This window comes from Pseudogracilibacillus sp. SO10305, from assembly GCF_037072005.1.
GTDB lineage: Bacteria > Bacillota > Bacilli > Bacillales > Amphibacillaceae > Pseudogracilibacillus > Pseudogracilibacillus intestinigallinarum.
The window spans coordinates 191,893-216,391 of record NZ_JAXHDE010000003.1 but is presented as its reverse complement, the minus strand read 5'-3'; the positions used below and the strand labels follow the sequence as shown (position 1 = coordinate 216,391).

The window sequence follows — 24,499 nt, the reverse complement described above, 5'->3', positions numbered from 1 at the left end:
AAATATAAACGTAACCATACATAGTTTAAACAAATTGTCACAAATTACTTGTCGCTTCTATTTTTGCACTTCTATTTAGAACACTCTATAATTGCAAGTAGGATTGGAAAGGAGTATACGAAACGATGCTACGTCGATTTTTTGCTTATTATAAACCACATAAACGATTATTTATTATCGATTTTGCGAGTGCAGTTTTCGTTGCTATTTTGGAATTAGCATTTCCAGTAGCTGTACAATGGTTCATCGATGATTTATTACCAGGAAATAATTGGGATCTTATTTGGAAGGTAGGGATTGGCCTACTTCTAATTTATGGTATAAGTTCTGTCTTACAATATGTTGTTACATATTGGGGACATAAGCTCGGTTTAAATATTGAAACAGATATGCGAGAAGATTTATTTCATCACGTACAAAAACAATCCTTTCGCTTTTTTGATAATACGAAAACCGGACATATTATGAGTCGGATTACGAATGATTTGTTTGAAATTGGAGAACTTGCCCACCATGGTCCAGAAGATTTATTTATCGCATGTATGACGTTTATCGGTGCATTTTGGATTATGTTAACGATCAACGTACAGTTGGCACTCGTTATTTTATTTATCGTTCCTCTACTTATTTTCTTTATGACGTATAGCAATATAAAAATGAGTAAAGCATGGAAAAATATGTATGAAGATATTGCAGGGGTAAACGCTCGGATTGAGGATGCAGTCTCAGGTTCACGTGTTGTACAATCATTTACAAATGAACCATATGAAATGGAACGTTTTCGAGAAAATAACGAATTATTTCGCAAGTCAAAATTAGGTGCCTATAGAGTAATGGCAATCGTGACATCAAATATATACTTATTAATGCGTTTTATGACATTAGTCGTGCTCGTATTCGGTGCTTGGCTTAGTTTTACAGGAAAACTTACATACGGAGAGCTTGTTGCTTTCGTTTTATATGTCAATGTATTAATAAAACCGATTGAGAAAATTAGTGCCTTATTAGAATTGTATCCGAAAGGGATGGCTGGGTTTAAACGTTTTACAGAATTATTAGATGAAGAGCCTGATATCGAAGATGAAAAAAATGCTAAAGTCGTCAATGATTTACAAGGAAATATTGCTTTTCAAGATGTCACTTTCACGTACGAAAAGACGCAAGCACCTGTATTGAAAGATTTAAGTTTTCAGGTGAAAAGTGGAGAGACAGTAGCATTTGTCGGTCCATCTGGTGCAGGGAAAACGACGATTTGTTCGCTCATTCCTCGTTTTTATGATGTGAACAAAGGTGCGATAACGATTGATGGGATCGATATTCGAAGGATGACAATGCGCAGTTTGCGCAAAAATATCGGGATCGTACAACAAGATGTGTTTTTATTTACCGGAACATTACGGGAAAATATTGCATATGGAAAACTTGATGCAACAAATGAAGAAATTGAACACGCTGCAAAGCTAGCACATATGGAAGAGTTCATCACAACTTTACCAAATGGATATGAAACACAAGTTGGGGAGCGTGGATTGAAGTTATCAGGTGGTCAAAAACAACGGATTGCAATTGCACGAATGTTTTTAAAGGATCCTTCGATTTTAATTTTGGATGAGGCGACATCTGCACTGGATACGGAAACAGAAGCAATCATTCAACAAGCCTTAATGGATTTAGCAAAAGATCGAACGACATTAATTATTGCTCACCGACTTGCGACGATTAAACATGCAGATCGAATATTAGTCGTTACAAAAGACGGTATCCAAGAAGAAGGAAGTCACGATGAATTAATTGCACAAGGTGGCATGTTTGCACATTTGCATGACATTCAGTTAAGGTAGCAGCGTATTTCTATTAAAATCTGAATGAGCCTATCCATATAAAAAAGCTTGAGACATGGAATACATCGTCTCAAGCTTTTCTATCTAACTTACAATTTCTTTTTCTTTCTTTTCTTTTGAATTATCTAATGTTGTTACATCTGTAGGTGGTTTTTCGACATAGAAAGATTGCATTTTTCTTACGTTATTATTCGATTCTCGAAGTGCAATATGTTGGTGTGTGAATTTCGTTGGCGAATCAATCCCACAAGAAGCGCCTAACATGAATAATCCTTCACGCATCGTACGTAAGTAGTTCGCTGTACGGAAGCGTTTCTCTTCTACGACAAGTCCTTTTTCTAAATGTGGTAAATGGGACGTAATACCAACAGGACACAAGTTCGTATGACATTTCGCGGCATTAATACAACCAACTGTATTCATCGCCGCACGAGCAACGTAAATAAAGTCTGCCCCCAATGAAAGTGCGATCGCCATTTTATCTGCTGTTGCAAGCATACCTGATGCAAAGATTTTCACATTATCACGTACACCGTGACGTAATAATGTATTGTGTAAAATATGGACACCAGAGAAAATTGGTAAACCTAGTCCATCTGCCATCTCTTGATAAGTTGCCCCAGTACCACCTTCAGCACCATCTATTGCGATGAAGTCAGGATGTTTTCCTGTGTCTTTCATATATTTTGCCAATTCTTCAAAGGAACTTTCATCCCCTGCTACTACTTTAATACCTACCGGCTTGCCTGTAATTTCTTGCCAATGTGTGAGCCAATGAAACAAGCCATCCATATCATTAAATAATGGAAAACGGTTGGGACTTTCTACGTCTTTCCCCATGTCAATTCCACGTATTCTAGCAATTTCAGGTGTAATTTTTTCTTTTGGTAATTTTCCACCTCGAACTTTTGCACCTTGCGCTAATTTTAATTCAATTGCTTTCACTTCTGGACGTAATGCATTGCTTAAAAATGTTTCCTCACAATATTCGCCATCTTTTCTTGCCCCGAAAAGACCTGAACTAATTTGGAAGATGACATCTGCTGTTTTTTGGAATAATACTTTTTGTTCGACTAAAAGATCTGCATGGTGCATGACAGATTTACCAAAATGCTCTTCTAATTCAAAGTTTGAACAGTTCGGATTATCTGTTACATATTGCACAACTCTTTCACTTAAACGGTCTACTAATGGTTCTTCAGGACGGTCTGGATTCACTTCGTAAATTCGTGATAAATGGTATGGAGATAATCCACCTTCTCCAGAGTTCATGAAACTACCACCACTAATTGCGACGCCCTGTGTTAATGCTTTTACAGCACTCTTAGATAAAGCACCATAACTCATTGCAGAAACACCGATAAGCCCTTTTACTTTAAATGGATGGCGCCTATCTTTTCCAATTACTTGAATGTTGTCCCCTTTTAAGTACCAAGGTTTAACTTCTGTTGCTAAACGCTTTTCTTTTCGATTAGTTAATGATTCATTTAAAATCTTATACGTATATGTTTTGATTAATTCATCGTTGTCTACACTTAATTCATTCGTATTTAACGGGAACATAGAGTTCGATAAATAAAAGCTAGTTAATGAGAAATCTTTTTTGGAACCAAATCCAACAACCGTGTTTGCATATTTACCAGCTTTTGCAATTGCCTCAGCTGTATCACGATCTACAGGTTTTCCCTCTTTGTCATTCAGGAACCAATATTGGCGCATTTCCGGTCCGATCATCTCGAACACATAACGTAAACGCCCTAAAATTGGATGTGTTTTTAAAATAGAATGCTGATGTTGCAATTTATCCTTCAAGTATAAAACGACGATAAAAATAATCACTGCATAAAAAATTAACAAAGGAACTGTTTGAAATGTTGATATAAAAATAGACAGTTTGATCACCTCTATTAATATAATAGCAATAAAATTTTATTATGAAAGGATAAAATCGCTATATCTCAAAAAGATATAAGTGTAATGCCTTTTCGATATAAGTTAGATGAAAATTAACAGAAAAGTATTTAAAAATCAGACTTTTTCTCTAATCTGCCATGGGCGATATAGTATAAAAGTAACCCGAAAATGATGAAAAATATTAGGTAGAAATACAACTCTCTAAAACCGACTAGTGGGATAAGTGCTCCTAAAAATAAAGGACCTAAGCCAAGTGAGAAGTCGTAAAAAATAAAATAAGTTGCATTGGCTAATCCCATTCGTTCAATTGGTGCTCGTTGAATAGCAATCGCTTGTGTACTAGATTGAAAGTTTCCATACCCAAGACCAATTAATGCTGCTGCAAATAAAAAGGTAGAAGTAGATGTTGCTTTACTAATAAAAAACATACCGATAGCAAAAATAATGATCGTCGGATAAATAACGGCATTTCCGCCGAATTTATCGAGCACTTTACCAGAAATAGGTCTTGTTAATAGAACGACAATTGCGTAAACGACAAAATAAAATGTTCCCGCTTGCACGAGATGAATTGTTTCTGCATAGGTCGAAATGAACGATAAGATACTTGAGTACGTAATACCAATAACTAACATGACAGAAGCAATGGGAATGGAAGAACGTTCAAGGTAATTTGAAAGTTTGAATGTTCCCCTTTTTGTCTCTGTTTCTTCAACTTCAATCGTTGGTGCCTGAATAATAAAGGCGAAAAGGAAACAAACGATTCCAATGGTTAATGAAAAAATAAATACATACGTGTATGAAAAATATTGAATCAGTAAAATTCCAATAAGTGGACCAATTGCTTGCGCTAATACGACACTACTACTGAAATAACCGATCCCTTCTCCAGTTCTTGAAGGAGGAATTATTTGGGAGACAATGGTTCCTGTTGCCGTTGTAGCAAGCCCAACACCAATACCTTGCACAACCCGCACAATTAATAATAAATAAATATTTATATTTAAAAAGTAAAAAATACTTAAAATTAAAAAAATAATAATTCCAACCATTAAAATTCGCTTAGTCCCGAGTTCGTTCATTTTACTTCCGGCATATAGTCGACCAATTAACGCACCAAAAATAAAAATACTGGAAACAAAACCTGCTAAACTTGTACTAGCCTTATATGTATCAATTGCATATCCTGCCATAATGATGATCAACAAAAACATCGACAACATAAGAAAGAAGTTCACCAATGATGTAATAATAAATGTTTTTGTCCATAATTTTTCTCTTTCACTACCCAAAAAATCACTCCTATTATAAGGTGGATAAATCATATACGATTTATATTATATCGAACAATAAAGATGGATGGAACTAATTCATTTTCATAAAAACATAATTTATTTCAAAAACCACGAAAAACGGTACGGTTTACCATTTGTAAGATAAACCGTACCGTTACATATCACATGTATATTATTCTACTGTAACTTCTTTTTTGGGCATTGTATGTAAATGGTTTGCATCCGTATGTGCATACATTTCATACGTGCCAGCCTCTTCGAATGTATGATCAGCAGTATATGTGCCGTCCTCGTTGTTTGTTGCTTCAAATGTGACGCTATTTTCTTCATCGCCACTTTCCCATACTTCAAATTTCACTTCGGCATCTTTCTCAGCTTCTCCACCATATGTTACTTCTGCTAAAAATTCCACCGTCTCCCCTGCTTCCACAGTTTCTGGAAGAATAAATTGTACATCTAAATCTGCTAACTCTTCACTATCATGGTTTGCATGCTCATTCTCGTTACTACATGCAAATAAAAGTACTGCCGGTAAAAGGAATAAAAGTAATAATCGCTTTTTCATTTATATAGCTCCTTATTGTAATAAATTTTTCTTGTTTAAAGATGCAAGATCTTCCATAATTTCATCCAAACTGTCGGCTTTTACTCCGTCATACCCTTTTACGATATTGCCCTCAGGGTCGACTAAGAAAAACCTTGTATCATGCATTACTTCGTCTGAACTTTTCTTCGGTTCTTTTAATAATGCACGGAATGATTTGATTGATAATTCTTTGATCGTATTAAAATCATACCCAGTTAAAAATGTCCATGTTTCAAAATCACTACCATATTCGTTTCCATATACTTCTAACACTTCTGGTGTGTCATAATCTGGATCTACACTGAAAGAAACGAGATGTACAGGGAAATTTTCCTCTGCAATACGTGTTTGTAATTTTGCCATATTGCTCGTCATTGGTAAGCAAACCGTTGTACAATTTGTAAAAACAAAGTCTGCAATCCACCACGTTCCTTCTAAATCATCGAGACTAAAACTTTCGTTATATTGATTGGTAAAAGAGAAATCTGCTACTTCCTCAGACATATTTGTCTCAATTGGCAACTTATCTCCGCAAGCCGTCAATATTAATAAAAGGCTAGCAATAACAACGAAAAAAATCCGCCTTTTAATCATTTTTTCTCTCCTCTATTCTTATAATAATCTGCTATCACCTTCTATTTAAGCATGTTATGCCGCAATTTGCATAAAATTTGATTAGAAAATGTCTACCCTTCTAACATAGCATACGATATGCCAAAAATCTCAACATAGTCATGAACAAACTATGAAGATAATGTGACAAGGGTGAATGGTAGATAAACTCAAAAGTGAACTCATGCATTAAATACCATTATTTCCCAGGAAATATTTTTTAAAAATTGATCGATTGTAAGCATCTTTCTATATTCCCTCTTCTCGCTCCGATATAATACGGGATGATCGATATATTTTTTACATGTAAAAGGGAATGATGGAAAGAGTAGGGTACACAAATTTCTTTAATATTTTAAAAATTGTACATGTTAGTTGAATTTTTATCGTTTCATTTTACAATAATAAGTGGAAGAATCAATTAGGAGGTACTATCTATGGAGAAAAAACAATTCCAAGCAGAATCAAAAAGATTACTTGATTTAATGATCAATGCGATTTATTCACAAAAAGAAGTTTTTTTACGTGAATTAATATCGAATGCAAGCGATGCAATCGATAAAGTGTACTACAAAACTTTAACAGACGATACATTAACATTTAATCGCGATGATTATTTTATAAAAATCACACCGAACAAAGAAGCAAATACGTTAACGATTACAGATACTGGAATCGGGATGACGAAAGAAGAATTAGAGGAGAACTTAGGAACGATTGCTAAAAGTGGTTCTTTAGCATTTAAAGCTGAAAATGAAATAGAGGAAGACTTTGATATTATTGGACAGTTCGGGGTCGGATTTTATGCGGCATTTATCGTGGCAGATAAAGTAACGGTTGTAAGTAAAGCATTTGGTGCAGAGGAAGCTTATAAGTGGGAATCTGAAGGTGCAGAAGGTTATACTATTGAACAATCAGAAAAAGACCATATTGGAACAGAAATTACTTTACATTTAAAGGAAGATACGGAAGAAGAAACATATAGTGAATTTTTAGAGGAATTCCGTTTACGCGATATTATTAAGACATATTCTGACTTTATTCGTTACCCTATCAAAATGGATATTACAAAAAGTGAGCCAAAAGAAGAGAATGAAGAGGAATTTGTTGAATATACAGAAGAAGAAACGATTAACAGTATGGTCCCAATTTGGCGTAAAAACAAAAGCGAATTAACAGATGAAGACTATCGAAACTTCTATCAAGAAAAGCGCTATGGGTTTGATGAACCATTGACACATATTCATACGTCTGTTGATGGAAATATTCGTTACGATGCGATTCTGTATATTCCTTCTACGATGCCATTTGACTTCTATTCTCCTGAATATGAAAAAGGGTTAGAACTATATGCAAATGGTGTACTTATTATGAATAAATGTGCCGATCTATTACCTGATTACTTTAGCTTCGTAAAAGGAATGGTTGATTCAAGCGATTTATCGTTAAATATTTCCAGGGAAATGTTACAACATGATCGTCAATTAAAAGCGATTGAGAAAAATATTACCCGTAAAATTAAACAAGCATTGGAACGAATGTTAAAAAATGACCGTGAAAAGTATGAACAGTTTTATGATGTGTTTGGTCGTCAGTTAAAATATGGTGTATATGCTGACTTCGGTCAAAATAAAGATGTGTTAAAAGATTTATTACTATTTTACTCATCGACTGAGGAGAAATTGGTCAGTTTAAAAGAATATGTGGATCGTATGAAAGAAGATCAAACGACGATTTTCTATGCTACGGGTGAATCGATTGACCGAATTCACAAAATGCCACAAACAGAGGCTGTACGTGATAAAGGTTATGAAATTTTATACTTCACAGAAGACGTGGATGAATTTGCTATTCGTATGTTAATGAACTACGATGAAAAAGAATTTAAAAACGTATCTGATGGAGATTTAGATTTAGAAACAGAAGAAGAAAAACAAGAGGCAGAAAAGGAAGCTGCAGACCATAAACAACTTTTTGAAAAAATGAAAGACATTTTAAATGGAAAAGTTGTCAATGTGAAAGCTTCAACTCGTCTTCGTTCTCATCCGGTTTGCTTCTCAACAGAAGGAGAAGTATCGATTGAAATGGAGAAAGTGATGCAACAAATGCCGGATGGACAAGGAGTAAAAGCGAACAAAGTATTAGAGATTAATATGGATCATGATGTTTTCACAGCGTTAAAACAATCATTTGATACAGATGAGGAAAAATTCGCATTATATACGAACCTTTTATTTAGCCAAGCAACGCTTATGGAAGGTTTACCGATTGAAGACCCGGTTGAGTTTTCTAATGATATTTGTAAAGTAATGGTGTAATATTTAGGGAAATAAAACTAGCATATAGAAATGAGGGATATCCCCTTTTCTACATGCTAGTTTTTTTTATAAGGAAGTCAGTGGAGAACGTACAGGAGAAATAATAAAGTGAATGAACATTGGTCATTCACTTTTTCTGTGCAAATATTCAAAAAACATGATAGATTATGATTATATTATGTAAATTATTTGTACAAATGGATTTTCTGTTTTAGTTGATTGGAAGGATGAAAATTCAAAAGTGTCGTAGGGATATAGAAAGCTTATTATGTAGAGATTCAAAGTAGATTTGAAAGAAGCACTGCTATAAATAAAGAGAGAATGGCGGGGTAGAAAAATGAAGTTATTAAAAATCATATCACAAATTGCTCTATTATTTTGTTTTTATTACATCGGTGTGTTCATCCAACAATCTTTTGGATTATTCATTCCAGGCAGTGTCATTGGACTCGTATTAATGTTTCTATGTTTAATAACTGGCATTGTAAAAGTGAATTGGATCTCCGCTGGTGCGAGTGTCATGGTTACCCATTTAGCGCTATTTTTTATTCCGGCAACAGTAGGTTTGCTAAACTATTATAAATTATTTGCTGGAAAAGGAGTTTTATTACTTGTCATTACGATTATTAGCTCGATTTTAGTAATGGGCGTATCTGGCTTTGTAAGTGAAAAATTGGCGAAAAAGGGAGTGGAAAGTCATGAATGATATAATGATCGCACTCATCGTTATTATTGGAACGGTCATTGCCTATTTGTTTTCAAGATGGCTTTATAAACGTGTCTATACACCCCTTCTATTACCGGTAGCTGTATCGACATTTATCATCGTTATTTTTTTAATTGTGACGAATATATCTTATGATACATATATGATTGGTGGAGAGTGGATCAATTGCTTTTTAGGTCCTGCAGTTGTGGCACTTGCTTATCCGCTATATCAAAATAAAGATGTGTTAAAGGAATTAGCTTTTCCGATGTTAGTCGGTACGTTCATTGGTGCGGTCGTAGGAATTGTTTCAGGCGTGTGGTTGGCAAAGCTCGTTCGATTTGAGGAAGAATTAGTTTTTTCGATTACACCAAAGTCTGTTACGACACCGGTTGCCATGGATATAAGTGAATCGTTAGGCGGCATTGACACACTATCAGCAGTATTTGTAATGGTCGCGGGAATTGCTGGTGCTATGTTTGGAACCTATGTCTTTAAATGGTTCGGTTTAAAAGAGACGATTGGTCGTGGTGTTGGGTATGGTTCCGCATCACATGCAATTGGAACATCTAAGGCATTAGAAAACGGACAGTTAGAAGGTTCCATTAGTACTATTGCGATGATTTTAAGTGCTGTATTCGTTTCGATTATTACCCCATATTTAATTCATTTTATGATGTAGACAATGTATTTTTCAATAATAAAACGGGATTCCAGTACATACTGAAATCCCGTTCATTTATTAGTGACGTTTTTGTAACCATAAAATTCCTGATTTTGTTAAACGTGGCACAAGTCCTGTTAATGATTGTTGGAACATGCTACCAAATCCATCTGATTTCCCTAAAGAACCTAATGTTCCACGTAATTTAATTTCCTTCGGTTTCTTCGGTGTACGTCCATTGACGACATCTGCTAAAATGGCAGCAACTTGTTCACCTTGTAACCCTGCAAGTTGTCCACTTGGGGAGTGAGTCGATGAAACATTATCCCCTATTACATAAATATGTTCGTTGTTTGGCACTTGATAAAATTCATTCGTCATCACTTTATTAAAACGATCTTTTTCAAACGGCAGTGCACGAACGATAGAGTGAGGTTGTACTCCGGCAGTCCAAACAGTTACATCGTTCACATAACAAATACCGTTATTACATACTCCATCTTTTTCAACATATTCTACAACGGAATGGTGGAGTACTTCGACATCATTTTTTATAAACCAGTCTGCCACATATGCTTGAATTTTTGGATCGAATGCTTTTAAAACAGATCCACCACGGTCTAATAAACGAATATTTAAATCTGGGCGACTCTCGCGAATTTCTGCAGCAACTTCAATTCCACTTAACCCGGCTCCAACGATGGAAACTTTTCCATATGCTTTTAAGTTTCCAACGGCAACCCCTGCTTTTCTAGCACGAGAGAAGCTTTGTACACTTTCCGTATACTTTTCTGCTCCTTCAATACCGTGATACGCATCCTCACAACCTAATGATAGTACTAGATAGTCATACGGTAATACTTTACTTTTATCACTAAAATAAATTTCCTTTGTTTCTAGGTCGATTTTTCGAACCGTTCCAAATTCATAGTGCACACGGTCATTTGTTGGATAAGCTGTTCGTACATCCGTATCTGCTGCAGTTCCTGCAACAATTGTATGGAATTCCGTTTTATACGAATGGTATGGATTTTTGTCGACAAGTACAATTTGAACGTCGTCAGGTAGGTTAGCATTAATTAACCCAGTTAAAACTTTTAAACCACCATAGCCTCCACCTAAAATAACTAAATTTTTCATATTTATACCCCCACTATCGATGTCTCGCACTTTTACATTATCTATTATTAAGCGTACCAAATAACTAGTAAAAAAACTAGAAAATATTACTTTAATAATTGACTAAAACAAATAAAGGAAATGTTCTGAATACTACGCCCTGTACCATGCACGAATTTTTGCATCATTTGGTAATAGGAAGGCAAAAATACCTAAAATAGGTAAGGTGGCAACAATCCACATCGTCGGTTGTAATCCGATGGAATCAATCGTAGAACCGAATACGATTGAACCAATCGCTCCCATTCCAAAAGCTAATCCAACGATAAGACCGGACATCGTACCAACTTTACCAGGAACAAGTTCTTGCGCATAGACGACGGCAACAGAAAAGCTCGACATGAGTGCAAGACCGATAATCGCTAGAAAAATAATAGCTAAAACATTGTTCACCATTGGCATTAGTAAGGCGAGTGGCGCTGGAATTAAAAAAGAAAGCAGGATGACTGTTTTCTTCCCGAATCGATCTGATAAAGGTCCACCTAAAAATGTCCCAATTGCTCCCATAAACAAAAAAGTAAAAATATATAATTGTCCTTTTGCAATCGATAAATGATAACTATCCATTGCGTAAAATATGTAAAAGTTTGCCATTGCATTATGGTACCATGAGCGAGCAAACACAATAAAAACTAAGACGATAATAGCGTTTCGCAATGCTTTTTTTGGTGCCTTTCTTTCGACTGTACGAGATGTCGCTTTACGCTCAGCTATTTTGGATAACTGTTTCTTATACCATGTTGCGACATAATATAAAATAATGACTGCCATCGCTGCAATAAATGTAAACCAAATGGATCCGAATTGACCTAAAGGAACGAGGATTAATGCTGTAATTAATGGTGCTAATGCTTGCCCGGCATTTCCTCCTACTTGGAAAATACCTTGTGCGAGCCCTCTTCGTGGTCCTGCTGCTAAATATGCTACTCTGGAACCTTCCGGATGAAACGTTGCAGAACCAATGCCAATGAAAATAACACTAACAAGGATCGTAATGAAGTTTGGTGCGAGTGCCAGTCCTAACATACCGAGCATACTACTCGTTAAGCCGATCGGAAGTGCATAAGGTAACGGATTTTTGTCCGTATACATTCCGATCATCGGTTGCATGACAGAAGCGACCATATTTAATGTAAAGGCAATTAATCCTAGTTGTGTAAAGGTGAGACCTAATGATTTTTCCAAAATAGGAAACATTGCTGGGATAACAGCCTGTAATGAATCATTTAATAAATGACAAAGACTAATTAAAAATAAGATAGAGTAGACAGTAGCATTGTCTGCCTGCCCGACATGTTGTTGTTTTTTTGCAATTGTACTCATACATAGCCTCATTTCTTTTTTGTTGTATATCTATTTTACCTTATTCATCATTTTTCGTGAAGAATAGTAAAAAGGTACTTCATGTTTTTTAATATAAGACGATATAAATAATGGAGCCTTTTTTGGTGGAAGTAGGAGGTAATGTAATGGATAGAACATCAGTCATAGGTGTCATATTAGGAGTTATTGCTATCGGGGTTGGAATGATTTTAAAAGGAATTTCTTTTGAGGCTTTATTAAATCCTGCTGCATTTTTAATCATTATTTTTGGGACGATTGCAGCTGTACTTATAGCGTTTCCAACTCGTGTTATTAAAAATATCCCGAGTTTATTTAAAATTTTATTTTTAGAGCAGCAAAAATATGATGAAAAGGAATTAATTTTAACATTCACAAATTGGGCGGAAGTGACAAGACGAGAAGGAATTTTATCTTTGGAAAAAGAGATAGATCAGATTGAAGATCCTTTTTTACAGTCTGGTATACAAATGGCTACAGATGGACAAACACCTGATTTTATCGAAGCTGTGTTAATGGGAAAAATTGTCGCGATGGAAAGGCGACATGAAGAAGGTGTGGCGGTCTTTACACAAGCGGGAACATATGCGCCAACATTAGGGGTATTAGGTGCGGTTGTCGGATTGATTGCAGCGTTAGGTAGTATGGATAATATGGATGTACTTGGAGCAGCTATTTCGGCTGCGTTTATCGCGACATTATTCGGTATTTTTACCGGGTATGTATTATGGCACCCTTTTGCAAATAAACTTCGTGAAAAATCAAAGCGTGAAGTGCTAATGAAAGAAATTATGGTCGAAGGGATTCTTGCGATTACTGCTGGAGAATCGCCTGCTGTAATTAAAGATAAATTAAGTTCATTTTTATCGGCGAAAGAAATAATTGCTTTAGAACAATATTTGGAAAGCAAGGTGAAAGAAAGTGAAGTGGAAACGGAAGGATAAACAAGAAGAAAAAACGGATGAATCGTGGCTCCTCCCGTATGCCGATATGTTAACATTGCTCCTTGCGTTATTTATTGTTCTATTCGCGATGAGTGAAGTAGATGCAAAAAAGTTTAAACAATTAGCCTCTTTTTTCGAGTCGGAATTTACGAGTGGAGAAGGAATATTAGATAATAATACTTCTATCATTCCAGAAAAAGAATCGAAAGATGAAAATGAAGTAGCAGAGGAAGAGGATGCGGATACATCTGAACAACAAGCAGAATATGAGTATTTACGAGATATACAACAAAATATGGATGCCTATATTAAAGATAATGATTTAATAGATGTAATTGGAACGAAACTAACGGCAGAAGGTTTGTATATTACCATTCGAACAGATATTACTTTTGATTCTGGTAGTGCACAGGTGAAGTCTAGTGGGAAAAAGATTGCTAAGGAAATTTCTCCTATTTTAGAAACGGAGCCCCCGCATGAAATCGTCATTAATGGCCATGCAGATGACCGTCCAATGCATAATGAGCAATTTGCGTCGAATTGGGAATTGAGCTCGATGCGGGCTATTCAGTTTATGTATTTGTTATTAGAAGAAACGGATATTGATCCTAAATACTTTAGTGCACGTGGGTATGGAGAACATCAACCGACTGTTCCGAATACGTCTGATGAAAACCGTGCGCAAAATAGACGAGTTGAATTATTAATTGAACCAAATTATACGATTGACGAATCATTGATTGAAGAAGTAGAAGAAACAACAGAATAACACATTGCATTGAACGAAGCGGTATACATACTGCATGATCTGTTCAATGCTTTTTTTATGGGAAGATATAAAAGAAACTATGAAGGAATCAAACATGATGGATTCAGGCCGTACGAGCAATATGTACTCTAATTTTAAAAGCGAACGTTTACATATGATATTTCCAATTTCCTTCATTTCATCTTCATTTGAATTGTGCTATGATAGGAAAGAATAAGATACGAAAAAGAGGGTAATCATGAAGAAATCAATTTATAGTCTCACTTTTGAAGAGTTGACAGACTGGTTAGTGGAACATGGAGAAAAGAAATTTAGAGGTGCCCAAGTGTGGGACTGGTTATATAAAAAACGGATCGAAGCATTCTCAGAAATGGGAAACGTAAATAAGGAATGTAGACAACTATTAGAAGATAATTTTGTCATTCATTCCATGGAAGAAGAGTTAGTGCAAGAGTCTGCAGACGGTACGATTAAATTTTTATTTAAATTAAAAGATGGTAATTTAATTGAAACCGTGTTAATGAAACATTATTACGGTTATTCGGTTTGTGTCACGACACAAGTCGGTTGTAATATTGGTTGTACATTTTGTGCTAGTGGTATTTTATCGAAAAGCCGTGATTTAGTTGCAGGTGAAATCGTGGAGCAAATCGTGAACGTTCAAAAGTTACTAGATAAGCGAGGAAAAGAAGAGCGTGTCAGTCATATCGTTGTCATGGGGATTGGAGAACCATTCGATAACTTCGATAATTTAGTGAATTTCCTTACTATCGTGAATGATCAAAAAGGGCTTTCGATTGGTGCGCGTCATATTACCGTTTCTACAAGTGGATTAGCACATAAGATTTATGAATATGCAGATCTTGGTATTCAGGTGAATTTAGCTATCTCCTTGCACGCACCGAATGATGAACTGCGTACGAGCATTATGAAAATTAATCGTGCCTTTCCGATTGAAAAATTAATGAAAGCAATCGATTATTATTTAGAAAAATTAAATCGTCGAATTACGTTTGAATATATTATGTTAAATGGTGTCAATGATCAACCTGAACATGCATATGAACTTGCAGCATTATTACGTAATAAGCGTCATTTATCCTATGTGAACTTAATCCCATATAATCCTGTAAGTGAGCATATTCAATATGAGAGAAGTTCAAATGAAAACATCCAGAAATTTGAAGAAATTTTAAAATCAAAAGGTATCAACTGTGGGGTTCGTTTGGAACAAGGAACAGATATTGATGCAGCATGTGGTCAGTTACGAAGTAAACAATTAAGCAAATAAAAAAGCCGACTAATTGGTTCATTCCAATTAGTCGCTTTCTTTTTTCGCTTCCTCTTGTAACCTTTTTTCATAAGCTACTTTTAATTCATCTTCGACCGTTTCATCCGTCATTTTCACGTTTGCACGATAACTTGCTCGTAAAACGAGGTGTCCTGATACAGGTGCCGTAATAAAGACGAACACAATCCCAAGCATAAGACGGACACTGATAACCCCGTCATGGTTCCAGACGAATAAAAAGACACCAATCAATGTCGTTAAAATAGCAACCGTTGTCGTTTTCGTTGCAGCATGTGCACGGGAATATACATCACGAAATCGAATGATGCCAATAGCACTGATTACACTAATGATACTACCTAATAAAATTAAACTAGCAGCAACAAACTCAAATATCTCGTTTACGCTCAATGATCGCACCCCTTTCTAAAAACTTAGAAAAGGAGATCGTACTAATAAATGCAAGTATTCCTAAAACGAGGATGACATCATAAAAAGCTTTCGTATTAAAAATGATGGAGACGATAGCAATCGAGGAAATTAAATTTCCCCCAACGACATCCATTGCAATGACACGATCAGGGAATGTTGGGCCGATAATAATTCGAATGAACGTAATAAAAATTGCAATCCCAAACAAGACAAATGAAGCCATTAACATCCACTCTATCATTATCTCGTCACCTCCATGATCGCTTTTTCAAATGTTTTTAGTGATTTTTCTAAGTCGCTTTTATATCGATTTATATCCATCGCATGAATGTAAAAGACATTTCCTTCCTCATTTACTTCCATAACGACAGACCCTGGAGTTAATGTAAGCAATAACGCTAATGTCGTTACTTCCCATTCACTATGAAGAATCGTTTTATAAGAAAAAATCCCAGGTTCAATATTAATTTTAGGTGTAATAATATGTTTGATTACGACGATAGTGGATTGAATTGTCTCAGATATAAAGATTAAAATTAGCTTTATAATAGAGAGGAAACGATGTAAATAGAAACGACCACCAAAGAAGCGCCGCATCATATAAATAATGACACTACCAACGATAAACCCGACGACGATCGTTTGCCATCTTAGCACATCTTCATCTTTTAAGAGTACCCATAATAAAGCGATAAATAAGTTTAATAAAAATTGTGCTGCCATCATTTCACCCCCTAATTAATGATTGTATAATACTGCATCAATATATATAGACGGGTTCATCAATGTTTCTGCTGCATCAACGATATATACAGCTACTGCTTCTGAACCTAGTCCAAGTAAGAATGTACAACATACTAGTAAGCTCATTGGAAATAATACCCCTTTTCGTAAAGGAATTTCCTCTTCCTCACTAATAATTGTCTCCCCCCAAAAACAACTCATGAAAATACGTAATAAAGAATATAGAACGATAAAACCTGATGCAAAACTAAGTCCTAATAAAACGTAAGAACCTGCTGCAATGGCACCTTGACCGAGCAATACTTTACCTAAAAATCCGCTTAAAGGTGGGATTCCTGTTAACGATAGGACGACGATAAAGAACATCCAACCTAATGCGGGATAGTTTCGAATCAGACCACTCATCTCATCCATACGTTCTGATTTCGTTAAATAAATCATCGATCCCGCTAGTAAAAATAGTAAAGCTTTCACGATCATATCGTGCATCATATAAAATACAGCACCTTCTATTGCAGATGTATGCATAACTGCAAGTCCAACTAAAATGAATCCGACCGTAATGACAACGTTATACGAAACGATTTGGCGAATATTCGTATAAGCGAGAGCTCCGATAGACCCACCAATTAATGTTAATGCAGCCATTATACCAATGATTGTATGTGTAATTTGTTGTTCGTGGTAAAAGAGCAATGTGAACGTTCGAAATAAGGCGTAAATCCCGACCTTCGTTAGCAATGCTCCGAACAATGCAGCGATTGCTGTTGGTGGTTTACTATATGACCCAGGTAACCATTGGTATAAAAGGAGTCCACTTTTTAAGCTGAAAACAATTAAAAAGACTAAGCTAATAACAGTTAAGATTGGTGTTTGGCCTACTTCTTGAATTCGCTCTGATAAATGGGCTAAGTTTAAAGTACCTAATACACCATATAAATACGCAATTGCTATAAGGAATAACGAAGATGAAACGACATTAATAGTAATATATTTAATCGATTCACGTAATTGTGCTTTCGTTCCTCCTAATGTTATTAATGCATAAGATGCGAGTAACATCACTTCAAAAGTAACGAATAAGTTGAATAAGTCCCCTGTTAAGAAAGAACCATTGACACCTGCAATCAAAAATAAAACGAAAGGATAAAAATATAGTTTCTCTCGCTCTTTTCCTATTGTGAAAAAAGCATACATCACACAAAAGATACTAACGATATTCGTCGTTAAAACGAGTAAAGTAGCAAAAGAATCTGCCACAAAGGAAATACCAAATGGTGGCAACCATCCTCCGAAATGGAGGGTCAAAATACCTTCCATTTGAATCGTTTGTAACATGATAAAGCTAATGATTGCATTGATGATTAATGAAAAGAGTGTGAATCCTCGTTGCAATTTAATATATGGTGTAAAAAATATGAGTAATACTCCAGTGATGAGTGGTAACACCATAGGAAATACAATAATATTATTCATGGCGGAACCCCCGTAACTGCTTTAAATCTGTCGTCTTTGTCCGTTTATATACTTGGTATGCAAGGACTAGAAAAAAGGCGGTTACCGCAAAGCTAATAACGATGGACGTTAAAATAAGTGCTTGTGGTAATGCATCTGCATATTCTTCGCTGTTTTCTCCGATAATTGGCACACTACTTCCGTAAAAGCCACCCATTGCCATAATGAGTAAATGAACTGCATGAGTTAGGACAGCTGTTCCTAAAATAACTTTAATTAAATTTTTAGATAAAAGTAAATAGGTTGCAATGGTAACTAATATACCAGATAGGATAATAATGACTGTTTCCATTACTTACACGTCCTCACTAATAGATAAAATAATCGTTACGACAACGCCGACAACTGCAAGGGAAACACCTGTTTCAAAAAGTGTCACCGTTGATATTTCAATTGGTCCGAAAAAAGGTATTTCTATTTCTTTAAATGCTTGCGTTAAAAATGGTTTACCGAATACGACAGCACCAACCCCATCAATGAGTACAAACATGGCACCAACGGCACCTAATATGCGGAAATTAACGGGAATGCCTTTTTGCACAGTTTCCATATCAAAAGCTAATAGCATAAGGACGAAGCTAGATGCCAACGCAAGGCCTGCAACGAACCCCCCACCAGGTGCATCATGACCAGAGAAAAACAAATAAATCGCTAAAGTCAAAATAATAAAGACAACCACTTTGGTGACAGATTGTAATATGACATCATTCGTTTTCATCATGCTTCACCTCCACTTTATCTTTATATTTAATCAATGTATACACACCAATTCCGGCGATAAATAATACGATGACTTCCAACATTGTATCAAATGCACGAAAATCTCCAAGTACAGTATTTACAATGTTTTTAGCACCTGTTAATTCTTCAGATTTCTCGAAGTAAGTGGAAATAGATTCAAATAATCGGCCACTTTTAACAGAAAGGGCAATGAGCGTAAAGGTTACCCCGACAGAAATGGCAATAATAATATTCGTGATTTTCGTTTTACGAGCTGGTTTTTCCTTTTCCCACTCAGGAAGGAAATAGAAGCAAAGTAAAAATAACGCTGTCGTAACTGTCTCTACGACGAGTTGGGTTAAAGCTAAATCTGGTGCTCTAAATAAAACGAAAAACATCGCAATAGCAAAACCGATATACCCATTGACGATAATTGCTGTCATTCTTGATGATGCAAATAAAATAGTCATACCAGCTATAATAATCGATCCGACTAAAATCCAAGCAAATATATTAATGGTAGCATCTCCTTCGATTGAAAAGGCGAATGCGTCTACGTAAAAGAATACTCCTAATAATAAGACAGTGAAAAAACTGAAGATAAATGCGATATAATCACGCAAATAACCTGTCATATAGAAGTTCGTTATTTTATTTGCATATATATCTAATTTATCTAATGTATTGTTGTATAACGCATCAAACGACAATGCGCGTGGAAATACAATGTACACTTTTTTGAAATAAGTTAAATAAACATAAATGATCGTTCCTAGTACAATAATGCCAATCGTCATTTTTAATTCTGTATTAAATCCATGCCATTGTGAGATGGAGCCAATCATATCAGCTGTCACATTTGGATAAATGCTGTAAATAGCAGGTTTAATAATATGGTCCCCTAATATGTTTGGGAAGAAAAATACGAATACGACAAGTGAGCCTAAAATGATCGGTGGGATAAGCATCCCAAATGAAGGTTCTTTTGCTTCTTCTTCATTTTGGATTTTAAATGGTCCAAAGAACGTTTGAAAAACAATCATCATACAGTAAATGAACGTAAAGACGCTCGCTAACCAAGCGATAATTGGGAAAAATGTTGCCATCGTTTGTAAGGATGTAATAGATGCAATATTCATTTCTTTTAATTGAAGCATCGATGTGAAAAACATTTCCTTACTTAAAAAACCGTTAAATGGTGGTAGCCCAGCCATTGAAAAGCTACCAATCATTGCGATAGTAAATGAAATTGGCATGAAGGATGCTAGTCCACCTAAACGTCGTAAATCACGTGTTCCAATTTGATAGTCAATAATTCCAACAATCATAAATAATGCACCTTTAAATGTAGAGTGGTTCATTAAATGAAATAATGCCGCAAAAATTGCCTGTGTATATAAAGTACCTTCTAGTGAAAATTGTGGATGAAAAGATAAAGATCCGACACCAAATAGTGTCATAATTAATCCGAGTTGACTGACGGTTGAATATGCGAGCAATGCTTTTAAATCTGTTTGGCGTATTGCTGTGAACGCACCCCAGAATAATGTAAGTAAACCGATAATGCTCACGAGTAAAAACCAAATCGTCTCCCCACCGAATATAGGGGTAAAGCGGGCAACGATATATATTCCGGCTTTTACCATTGTTGCTGAGTGTAAATAAGCACTGATCGGTGTTGGAGCCTCCATTGCATCCGGTAACCAAATGTGGAATGGAAATTGTGCTGACTTGGTAAATGCACCGATTAAAACGAAAACGATGATCCATGTAAGTAATGGGTCGTTTTTCCACGTATCGGCTTGCGTGATCATTTCGCTAATTTGGAATGTACCAGTAAGATGGTGTAACATTAGGAACCCGACGAGCATAAAGAACCCGCCGATAACGGTAATATGTAGCGCTTTTTTTGCACCGTAACGAGACCCTTTACGTTGATACCAATAAGCAATTAGTAAAAAGGATGAGATACTCGTTAATTCCCAAAACACATACAACACCATTAAATGGTCTGAAAAGACAACACCAAGCATACTTCCCATAAATAATAGTAGGTAAATATAAAACTGTACGACATTTGGATCTGTCGCCAAGTAATATATCGAATACAAAATGACAAGTGTACCAATTCCTGTTATTAATAGACCGAATATGAGGCTAAGCCCATCCATATTTGTCAAAAAATTAATATCAAATGTTGGTATCCATGACATTTCATTCCGGAAAGTTTGTCCAGAAGCAATTTTGGGGATATATGTACTTAATTGAATGAATAAAATGGTGGGAACGATTAATACGAGCCAACCAAGATGAATTTTTTTAAATCGCCTTAGAAACAGTAAAATGATAAGAGCTGTTAAAAAGGGAAAAATAATCGCTAAATGTATTGGAAGCAATTGTTTTCCTCCTTTGTAGTATAAGATTGAGGTAAATTAAATATTTCTTGTTAATTATATACTAAAATATATGTTTTATCACGTATCGGAGCGAAAAATTTATCGAGAAATAAAGGTTTAAAAGAAAATAATATGTTATGATAGAAAAAATGTACGATATGTCGTATAATATGTTGCTATAAATTATTGATTCATATTATTGGAGAAAAGAAAGGGTGTCGTCTCTTGGGTAATATTAAAAGCCATATGGATGAGCGAATTTTAGTTTGTGTATATTACGGTCCTAATGGTGAAAGATTAATTAGGCGTGGGTACGAATTGTCCCAAATGTCGGATAGTCCTTTCTATGTATTAACCGTTGACCGACTGGCATCAGATGAATTTGATGCTGAAAAGGCTAGTTATATTGAACAATGGCAAGCATTATCAAAAGAGTTAGGTGCAGAGAAGTTTATTTTAAAAGATAATGAAACACGACCGATTGTAAAGGCAATTAAAGAGATTTGTTATAAATATAATATTACCCAGGTAATTATTGGGGAAATGCCGCAAAACCGTTGGGAAGAAATTACGAAAGGTTCATTTGTCAACGTATTATTACGGGAACTAGTTTTTGTTGATCTTCATATCGTTTCAGTAGATCGTGCGTTAAAAGTGGCGGACGAAGCGATGTATGAAAAAGGTATTCGTGGTTTCTTACAAAAGGACGAGCAAGGATTTGTCTTATCGTTTACAAAATCAAAGGCGAATTTGTTTGAAGGTGTTTTCTATAAAGAAATTGGAACGGACTTTAATAATGGCATGTTTAAGTTCGTATGTGGTGGAGAAAGCCACCAAGTACGGGTAAAAGAAGACCATGTTATTGATGAAATAAAAGAACCACCAAATATTAATTTGGGATAAATAAAAGGGTAATGGGTATCTTTCTATAAGACACTCATTACCTTTTTATATAACATTAAAAGATAGCTATAACTGCTGATCTATTTCTATCAACACTTCTTTAATACTTTTATCTTGGATAACGACATCTGCAAAACGATCATATTCTGTCGGTTCACGATTTACAATGACAAGCTTTGAACCATGCTCTTTTGCGATTAATGGAAACATATTTGCTGGTGAAACAGATAAGGAAGACCCTAATACGATAAATAAATCAGCATTTTTTGCTTCAATTTCAGCACGTCGAAACGTATCTTCCGGTAAATTTTCGCCAAATAATACGATCCCTGGACGAATCGTGCCACCACAATCACATGTAGATGTCCCTTTTAAATAAACATCTCTTGCATATTCTTTTTTACACGTATGGCAATAGAATACGCGAAAAGATCCATGTAATTCCATGACATTTTCGTTTCCGGCATCAGAATGAAAGGCATCAACATTTTGTGTGATGATCCCTTTAATACGACCGGATTTTTCCCAGTCTGCTAATATATGATGTCCCTTATGTGCTTCATATTTATTAATTTCTGATAGTCTAAATTGATAAAACTCCGTAAATTCTTCTGTGTTATGTACTAATGCATGTACGTTTGCTAATTCACTCGGATTGAATTTCTCCCATAATCCCCGATCTTTGGAACGAAAGTCTGGTAAGCCACTTTCTGTTGACATTCCAGCACCAGTGAAAATAATGGTGTTAGAAGATTCTTTTAGCATTTCTGTTAGTTTATCCAATCATATCCCCTCCATCATGCTCTTATTCATATCGTAGCAAAGAAAAAACGACGAAACAATTTTATTTCGTCGTCCTGTCTTAAATGACTCCTTGCTCTATCATTGTGTCTGCTACTTTTGTAAATCCTGCGATATTTGCTCCGACAACTAAATTTCCCGGATGATCATATTTATTCGAAGCACGTTTGCAGTTTGAATAGATAGTTTTCATAATTTGTTGTAGTTGTTCATCTACTTGTTCAACAGTCCAACTTAGTCTTTGGCTATTTTGCGCCATTTCTAATGAAGAACAAGCGACACCACCTGCATTTACTGCTTGAGCAGGACCGAACATAATATCATTTTCTAAAAAGATATCGATTGCTTCGATGGAACAAGGCATGTTTGCTCCTTCTGCCACAACTTGTACGCCATTTTTTACTAACATTTTTGCAGATTCTTCATCGATTTCATTTTGTGTCGCACAAGGAAGTGCAATATCACATGGAATCGACCAAATTTTAGACCCGTCATCAAAGTATTCTGCTTCAGGGTGTGTTTTGACATACTCGGAAATACGTGCTCCTTCCGAAAATTTAATTCGTTTAATCGTCTGTAGACTTAAACCGTTACGGTCGTACACATATCCACCTGAATCACTACAAGCGACAACTTTTGCTCCTAATTTAATTGCTTTTTCCATTGCATAAATAGCAACATTTCCAGACCCAGATGTGATAACAGTTTTATTTTTAAAATCTTCCCGTTTATCTTTCAACATTTCTTGCACGAAATAAATCGTGCCGTATCCTGTAGCTTCTGTACGCCCTAAACTACCACCATAGTTTAACCCTTTTCCTGTTAATACGCCTGCATGGTACGCGCCTTGGATACGTTTATATTGACCAAACATATAACCAACTTCACGTTTTCCAACACCAATATCTCCTGCTGGTACATCTGTGTCCGGGCCGATATGGCGATATAATTCTGTCATAAAACTTTGACAGAAACGCATAATTTCGTTGTCAGACTTTCCTTTTGGATCGAAGTCTGCTCCACCTTTTCCGCCACCAATTGGTTGACCAGTTAAAGAGTTTTTGAAAATTTGTGTTAAGGATAAAAACTTCATGACACTTAAATTCACACTCGGATGGAAACGAATCCCTCCTTTATATGGGCCGAGTGCACTGTTAAATTGTACACGATACCCACGATTCACATGCGTATTTCCGTTATCATCTATCCACGGAACACGAAAGGTAATGATTCTTTCGGGTTCAATTAATTGTTCTAATATATTTTTTTCTATATATGTGCGATTCTTCACAAACACCGGCACAAGAGAATTTAGTAACATTTTTGTAGCTTGTAAAAACTCCACCTCATGTGGATCACGCGCTTTTATTTTTTCGTAAAGGTCATCCATGTAGTTGATTACTTCTTGTTCTTCCGCTGAAATGACGCGCTCTAGTTGAGTCATGATGCTCGCCTCCCATTTCTTTCTATTCCGTCTATTCTATATACTTCCTCTATTAATAACTTATCATACATGTATCAATCTAAA

Annotated in this window: 23 protein-coding genes; 8 read left to right on the top strand and 15 right to left on the bottom strand. The window is 35.6% G+C overall.

The annotated features are described in order from the left end of the window. The first annotated feature begins 125 nt into the window (after positions 1-125). Positions 126-1,841, top strand: coding sequence for an ABC transporter ATP-binding protein (locus SPD45_RS04970; protein ID WP_336266606.1), 1,716 nt, complete (start codon positions 126-128; stop codon positions 1,839-1,841). A gap of 84 nt (positions 1,842-1,925) precedes the next feature. On the opposite strand, the gene SPD45_RS04965 is transcribed toward SPD45_RS04970, so the two are convergent. The 4 genes from SPD45_RS04965 to SPD45_RS04950 form a co-directional block, all read right to left on the bottom strand. Next, a complete protein-coding gene (locus SPD45_RS04965) occupies positions 1,926-3,641 on the bottom strand; it encodes an FMN-binding glutamate synthase family protein (protein WP_336266605.1) in 1,716 nt (571 codons plus the stop codon). A gap of 221 nt (positions 3,642-3,862) precedes the next feature. Continuing rightward, positions 3,863-5,047 carry an MFS transporter gene (locus SPD45_RS04960; RefSeq protein WP_336266604.1) on the bottom strand — a complete coding sequence of 395 codons (1,185 nt, stop codon included), beginning with the start codon at positions 5,045-5,047 and terminating at the stop codon, positions 3,863-3,865. A gap of 175 nt (positions 5,048-5,222) precedes the next feature. After that, complete coding sequence (locus tag SPD45_RS04955) at positions 5,223-5,615, bottom strand: FixH family protein (RefSeq protein ID WP_336266603.1); 393 nt, start codon at positions 5,613-5,615, stop codon at positions 5,223-5,225. Positions 5,616-5,627: 12 nt separating this feature from the next. Further along, positions 5,628-6,230 carry an SCO family protein gene (locus SPD45_RS04950; protein ID WP_336266602.1) on the bottom strand — a complete coding sequence of 201 codons (603 nt, stop codon included), beginning with the start codon at positions 6,228-6,230 and terminating at the stop codon, positions 5,628-5,630. Between the two features lie 455 nt (positions 6,231-6,685). Here SPD45_RS04950 and htpG point away from each other — a divergent pair, with 455 nt between their 5' ends. From htpG to SPD45_RS04935, 3 genes are all read left to right on the top strand, one after another. After that, positions 6,686-8,566: a molecular chaperone HtpG gene (htpG, locus tag SPD45_RS04945; protein ID WP_336266601.1), complete on the top strand. Its 1,881-nt coding sequence runs from the start codon at positions 6,686-6,688 to the stop codon at positions 8,564-8,566. Positions 8,567-8,903: 337 nt separating this feature from the next. Continuing rightward, positions 8,904-9,272: a CidA/LrgA family protein gene (locus SPD45_RS04940; RefSeq protein ID WP_336266600.1), complete on the top strand. Its 369-nt coding sequence runs from the start codon at positions 8,904-8,906 to the stop codon at positions 9,270-9,272. Next, entirely contained in the window at positions 9,265-9,954 is a 690-nt protein-coding gene (locus SPD45_RS04935; RefSeq protein ID WP_336266599.1) for an LrgB family protein, read from the top strand. The genes SPD45_RS04940 and SPD45_RS04935 overlap by 8 nt, the downstream gene beginning before the upstream one ends. A gap of 60 nt (positions 9,955-10,014) precedes the next feature. On the opposite strand, the gene SPD45_RS04930 is transcribed toward SPD45_RS04935, so the two are convergent. Together SPD45_RS04930 and SPD45_RS04925 are read right to left on the bottom strand one after the other, a co-directional pair. Then, on the bottom strand, positions 10,015-11,076 hold the full coding sequence (locus tag SPD45_RS04930; protein WP_336266598.1) for an NAD(P)/FAD-dependent oxidoreductase: 1,062 nt from the start codon (positions 11,074-11,076) through the stop codon (positions 10,015-10,017). 132 nt (positions 11,077-11,208) lie between these two features. Further along, the gene (locus SPD45_RS04925) at positions 11,209-12,438 is read right to left on the bottom strand and encodes an MFS transporter (RefSeq protein WP_336266597.1); all 1,230 of its coding nucleotides are present in this window, start codon (positions 12,436-12,438) and stop codon (positions 11,209-11,211) included. A 146-nt stretch (positions 12,439-12,584) separates the two neighbouring features. Between SPD45_RS04925 and motA the strand changes: the two genes are divergently transcribed. The 3 genes from motA to rlmN all read left to right on the top strand — a co-directional run bounded on the left by motA (position 12,585) and on the right by rlmN (position 15,460). Further along, entirely contained in the window at positions 12,585-13,400 is an 816-nt protein-coding gene (gene motA, locus SPD45_RS04920; RefSeq protein WP_336266596.1) for a flagellar motor stator protein MotA, read from the top strand. Further along, complete coding sequence (motB, locus tag SPD45_RS04915) at positions 13,378-14,169, top strand: flagellar motor protein MotB (protein WP_336266594.1); 792 nt, start codon at positions 13,378-13,380, stop codon at positions 14,167-14,169. Before motA ends, motB begins: the two co-directional genes overlap by 23 nt. 235 nt (positions 14,170-14,404) lie before the next feature. Next, complete coding sequence (rlmN, locus tag SPD45_RS04910) at positions 14,405-15,460, top strand: 23S rRNA (adenine(2503)-C(2))-methyltransferase RlmN (protein ID WP_336266621.1); 1,056 nt, start codon at positions 14,405-14,407, stop codon at positions 15,458-15,460. A gap of 27 nt (positions 15,461-15,487) precedes the next feature. Here the strand turns inward: rlmN and SPD45_RS04905 are convergent, their stop codons facing one another. Genes SPD45_RS04905 through SPD45_RS04875 form a run of 7 tightly spaced genes read right to left on the bottom strand, consistent with a single transcriptional unit; the run spans position 15,488 to position 21,267 of the window. Then, positions 15,488-15,871 (bottom strand): Na+/H+ antiporter subunit G, encoded by a 384-nt coding sequence (locus SPD45_RS04905; RefSeq protein ID WP_336266593.1) that lies wholly within the window; start codon positions 15,869-15,871, stop codon positions 15,488-15,490. Beyond that, positions 15,849-16,133 (bottom strand): Na(+)/H(+) antiporter subunit F1, encoded by a 285-nt coding sequence (locus SPD45_RS04900; protein WP_336266592.1) that lies wholly within the window; start codon positions 16,131-16,133, stop codon positions 15,849-15,851. Before SPD45_RS04900 ends, SPD45_RS04905 begins: the two co-directional genes overlap by 23 nt. After that, positions 16,133-16,615, bottom strand: coding sequence for a Na+/H+ antiporter subunit E (locus tag SPD45_RS04895; RefSeq protein ID WP_336266591.1), 483 nt, complete (start codon positions 16,613-16,615; stop codon positions 16,133-16,135). Before SPD45_RS04895 ends, SPD45_RS04900 begins: the two co-directional genes overlap by 1 nt. A 15-nt stretch (positions 16,616-16,630) precedes the next feature. After that, positions 16,631-18,112: a Na+/H+ antiporter subunit D gene (locus SPD45_RS04890; protein ID WP_336266590.1), complete on the bottom strand. Its 1,482-nt coding sequence runs from the start codon at positions 18,110-18,112 to the stop codon at positions 16,631-16,633. Next, on the bottom strand, positions 18,105-18,443 hold the full coding sequence (locus SPD45_RS04885) for a Na(+)/H(+) antiporter subunit C (protein WP_336266589.1): 339 nt from the start codon (positions 18,441-18,443) through the stop codon (positions 18,105-18,107). The genes SPD45_RS04890 and SPD45_RS04885 overlap by 8 nt, the downstream gene beginning before the upstream one ends. Positions 18,444-18,446: 3 nt before the next feature. Beyond that, a complete protein-coding gene (locus SPD45_RS04880; RefSeq protein ID WP_336266588.1) occupies positions 18,447-18,869 on the bottom strand; it encodes a Na(+)/H(+) antiporter subunit B in 423 nt (140 codons plus the stop codon). After that, on the bottom strand, positions 18,856-21,267 hold the full coding sequence (locus SPD45_RS04875) for a Na+/H+ antiporter subunit A (protein ID WP_336266587.1): 2,412 nt from the start codon (positions 21,265-21,267) through the stop codon (positions 18,856-18,858). Before SPD45_RS04875 ends, SPD45_RS04880 begins: the two co-directional genes overlap by 14 nt. 225 nt (positions 21,268-21,492) lie before the next feature. Between SPD45_RS04875 and SPD45_RS04870 the strand changes: the two genes are divergently transcribed. Next, positions 21,493-22,170 carry a histidine kinase gene (locus SPD45_RS04870; protein ID WP_336266586.1) on the top strand — a complete coding sequence of 226 codons (678 nt, stop codon included), beginning with the start codon at positions 21,493-21,495 and terminating at the stop codon, positions 22,168-22,170. A gap of 66 nt (positions 22,171-22,236) precedes the next feature. Here the strand turns inward: SPD45_RS04870 and SPD45_RS04865 are convergent, their stop codons facing one another. After that, positions 22,237-22,953: an NAD-dependent deacylase gene (locus SPD45_RS04865; protein ID WP_336266585.1), complete on the bottom strand. Its 717-nt coding sequence runs from the start codon at positions 22,951-22,953 to the stop codon at positions 22,237-22,239. A gap of 79 nt (positions 22,954-23,032) precedes the next feature. Then, positions 23,033-24,415, bottom strand: coding sequence for an NADP-specific glutamate dehydrogenase (gene gdhA, locus SPD45_RS04860; protein WP_336266584.1), 1,383 nt, complete (start codon positions 24,413-24,415; stop codon positions 23,033-23,035). Positions 24,416-24,499: the final 84 nt, after the last annotated feature.

Coding starts and splice junctions, on each gene's coding strand:
- SPD45_RS04940 (WP_336266600.1), top strand. CDS start 8,904: ATGAAGTTATTAAAAATCATATCACAAATTGCTCTATTATTTTGTTTT.
- SPD45_RS04885 (WP_336266589.1), bottom strand. CDS start 18,443: ATGGAAACAGTCATTATTATCCTATCTGGTATATTAGTTACCATTGCA.
- SPD45_RS04935 (WP_336266599.1), top strand. CDS start 9,265: ATGAATGATATAATGATCGCACTCATCGTTATTATTGGAACGGTCATT.
- SPD45_RS04880 (WP_336266588.1), bottom strand. CDS start 18,869: ATGAAAACGAATGATGTCATATTACAATCTGTCACCAAAGTGGTTGTC.
- motA (WP_336266596.1), top strand. CDS start 12,585: ATGGATAGAACATCAGTCATAGGTGTCATATTAGGAGTTATTGCTATC.
- SPD45_RS04930 (WP_336266598.1), bottom strand. CDS start 11,076: ATGAAAAATTTAGTTATTTTAGGTGGAGGCTATGGTGGTTTAAAAGTT.
- SPD45_RS04970 (WP_336266606.1), top strand. CDS start 126: ATGCTACGTCGATTTTTTGCTTATTATAAACCACATAAACGATTATTT.
- SPD45_RS04890 (WP_336266590.1), bottom strand. CDS start 18,112: ATGAATAATATTATTGTATTTCCTATGGTGTTACCACTCATCACTGGA.
- htpG (WP_336266601.1), top strand. CDS start 6,686: ATGGAGAAAAAACAATTCCAAGCAGAATCAAAAAGATTACTTGATTTA.
- SPD45_RS04950 (WP_336266602.1), bottom strand. CDS start 6,230: ATGATTAAAAGGCGGATTTTTTTCGTTGTTATTGCTAGCCTTTTATTA.
- gdhA (WP_336266584.1), bottom strand. CDS start 24,415: ATGACTCAACTAGAGCGCGTCATTTCAGCGGAAGAACAAGAAGTAATC.
- SPD45_RS04925 (WP_336266597.1), bottom strand. CDS start 12,438: ATGAGTACAATTGCAAAAAAACAACAACATGTCGGGCAGGCAGACAAT.
- SPD45_RS04900 (WP_336266592.1), bottom strand. CDS start 16,133: ATGATAGAGTGGATGTTAATGGCTTCATTTGTCTTGTTTGGGATTGCA.
- SPD45_RS04895 (WP_336266591.1), bottom strand. CDS start 16,615: ATGGCAGCACAATTTTTATTAAACTTATTTATCGCTTTATTATGGGTA.
- SPD45_RS04955 (WP_336266603.1), bottom strand. CDS start 5,615: ATGAAAAAGCGATTATTACTTTTATTCCTTTTACCGGCAGTACTTTTA.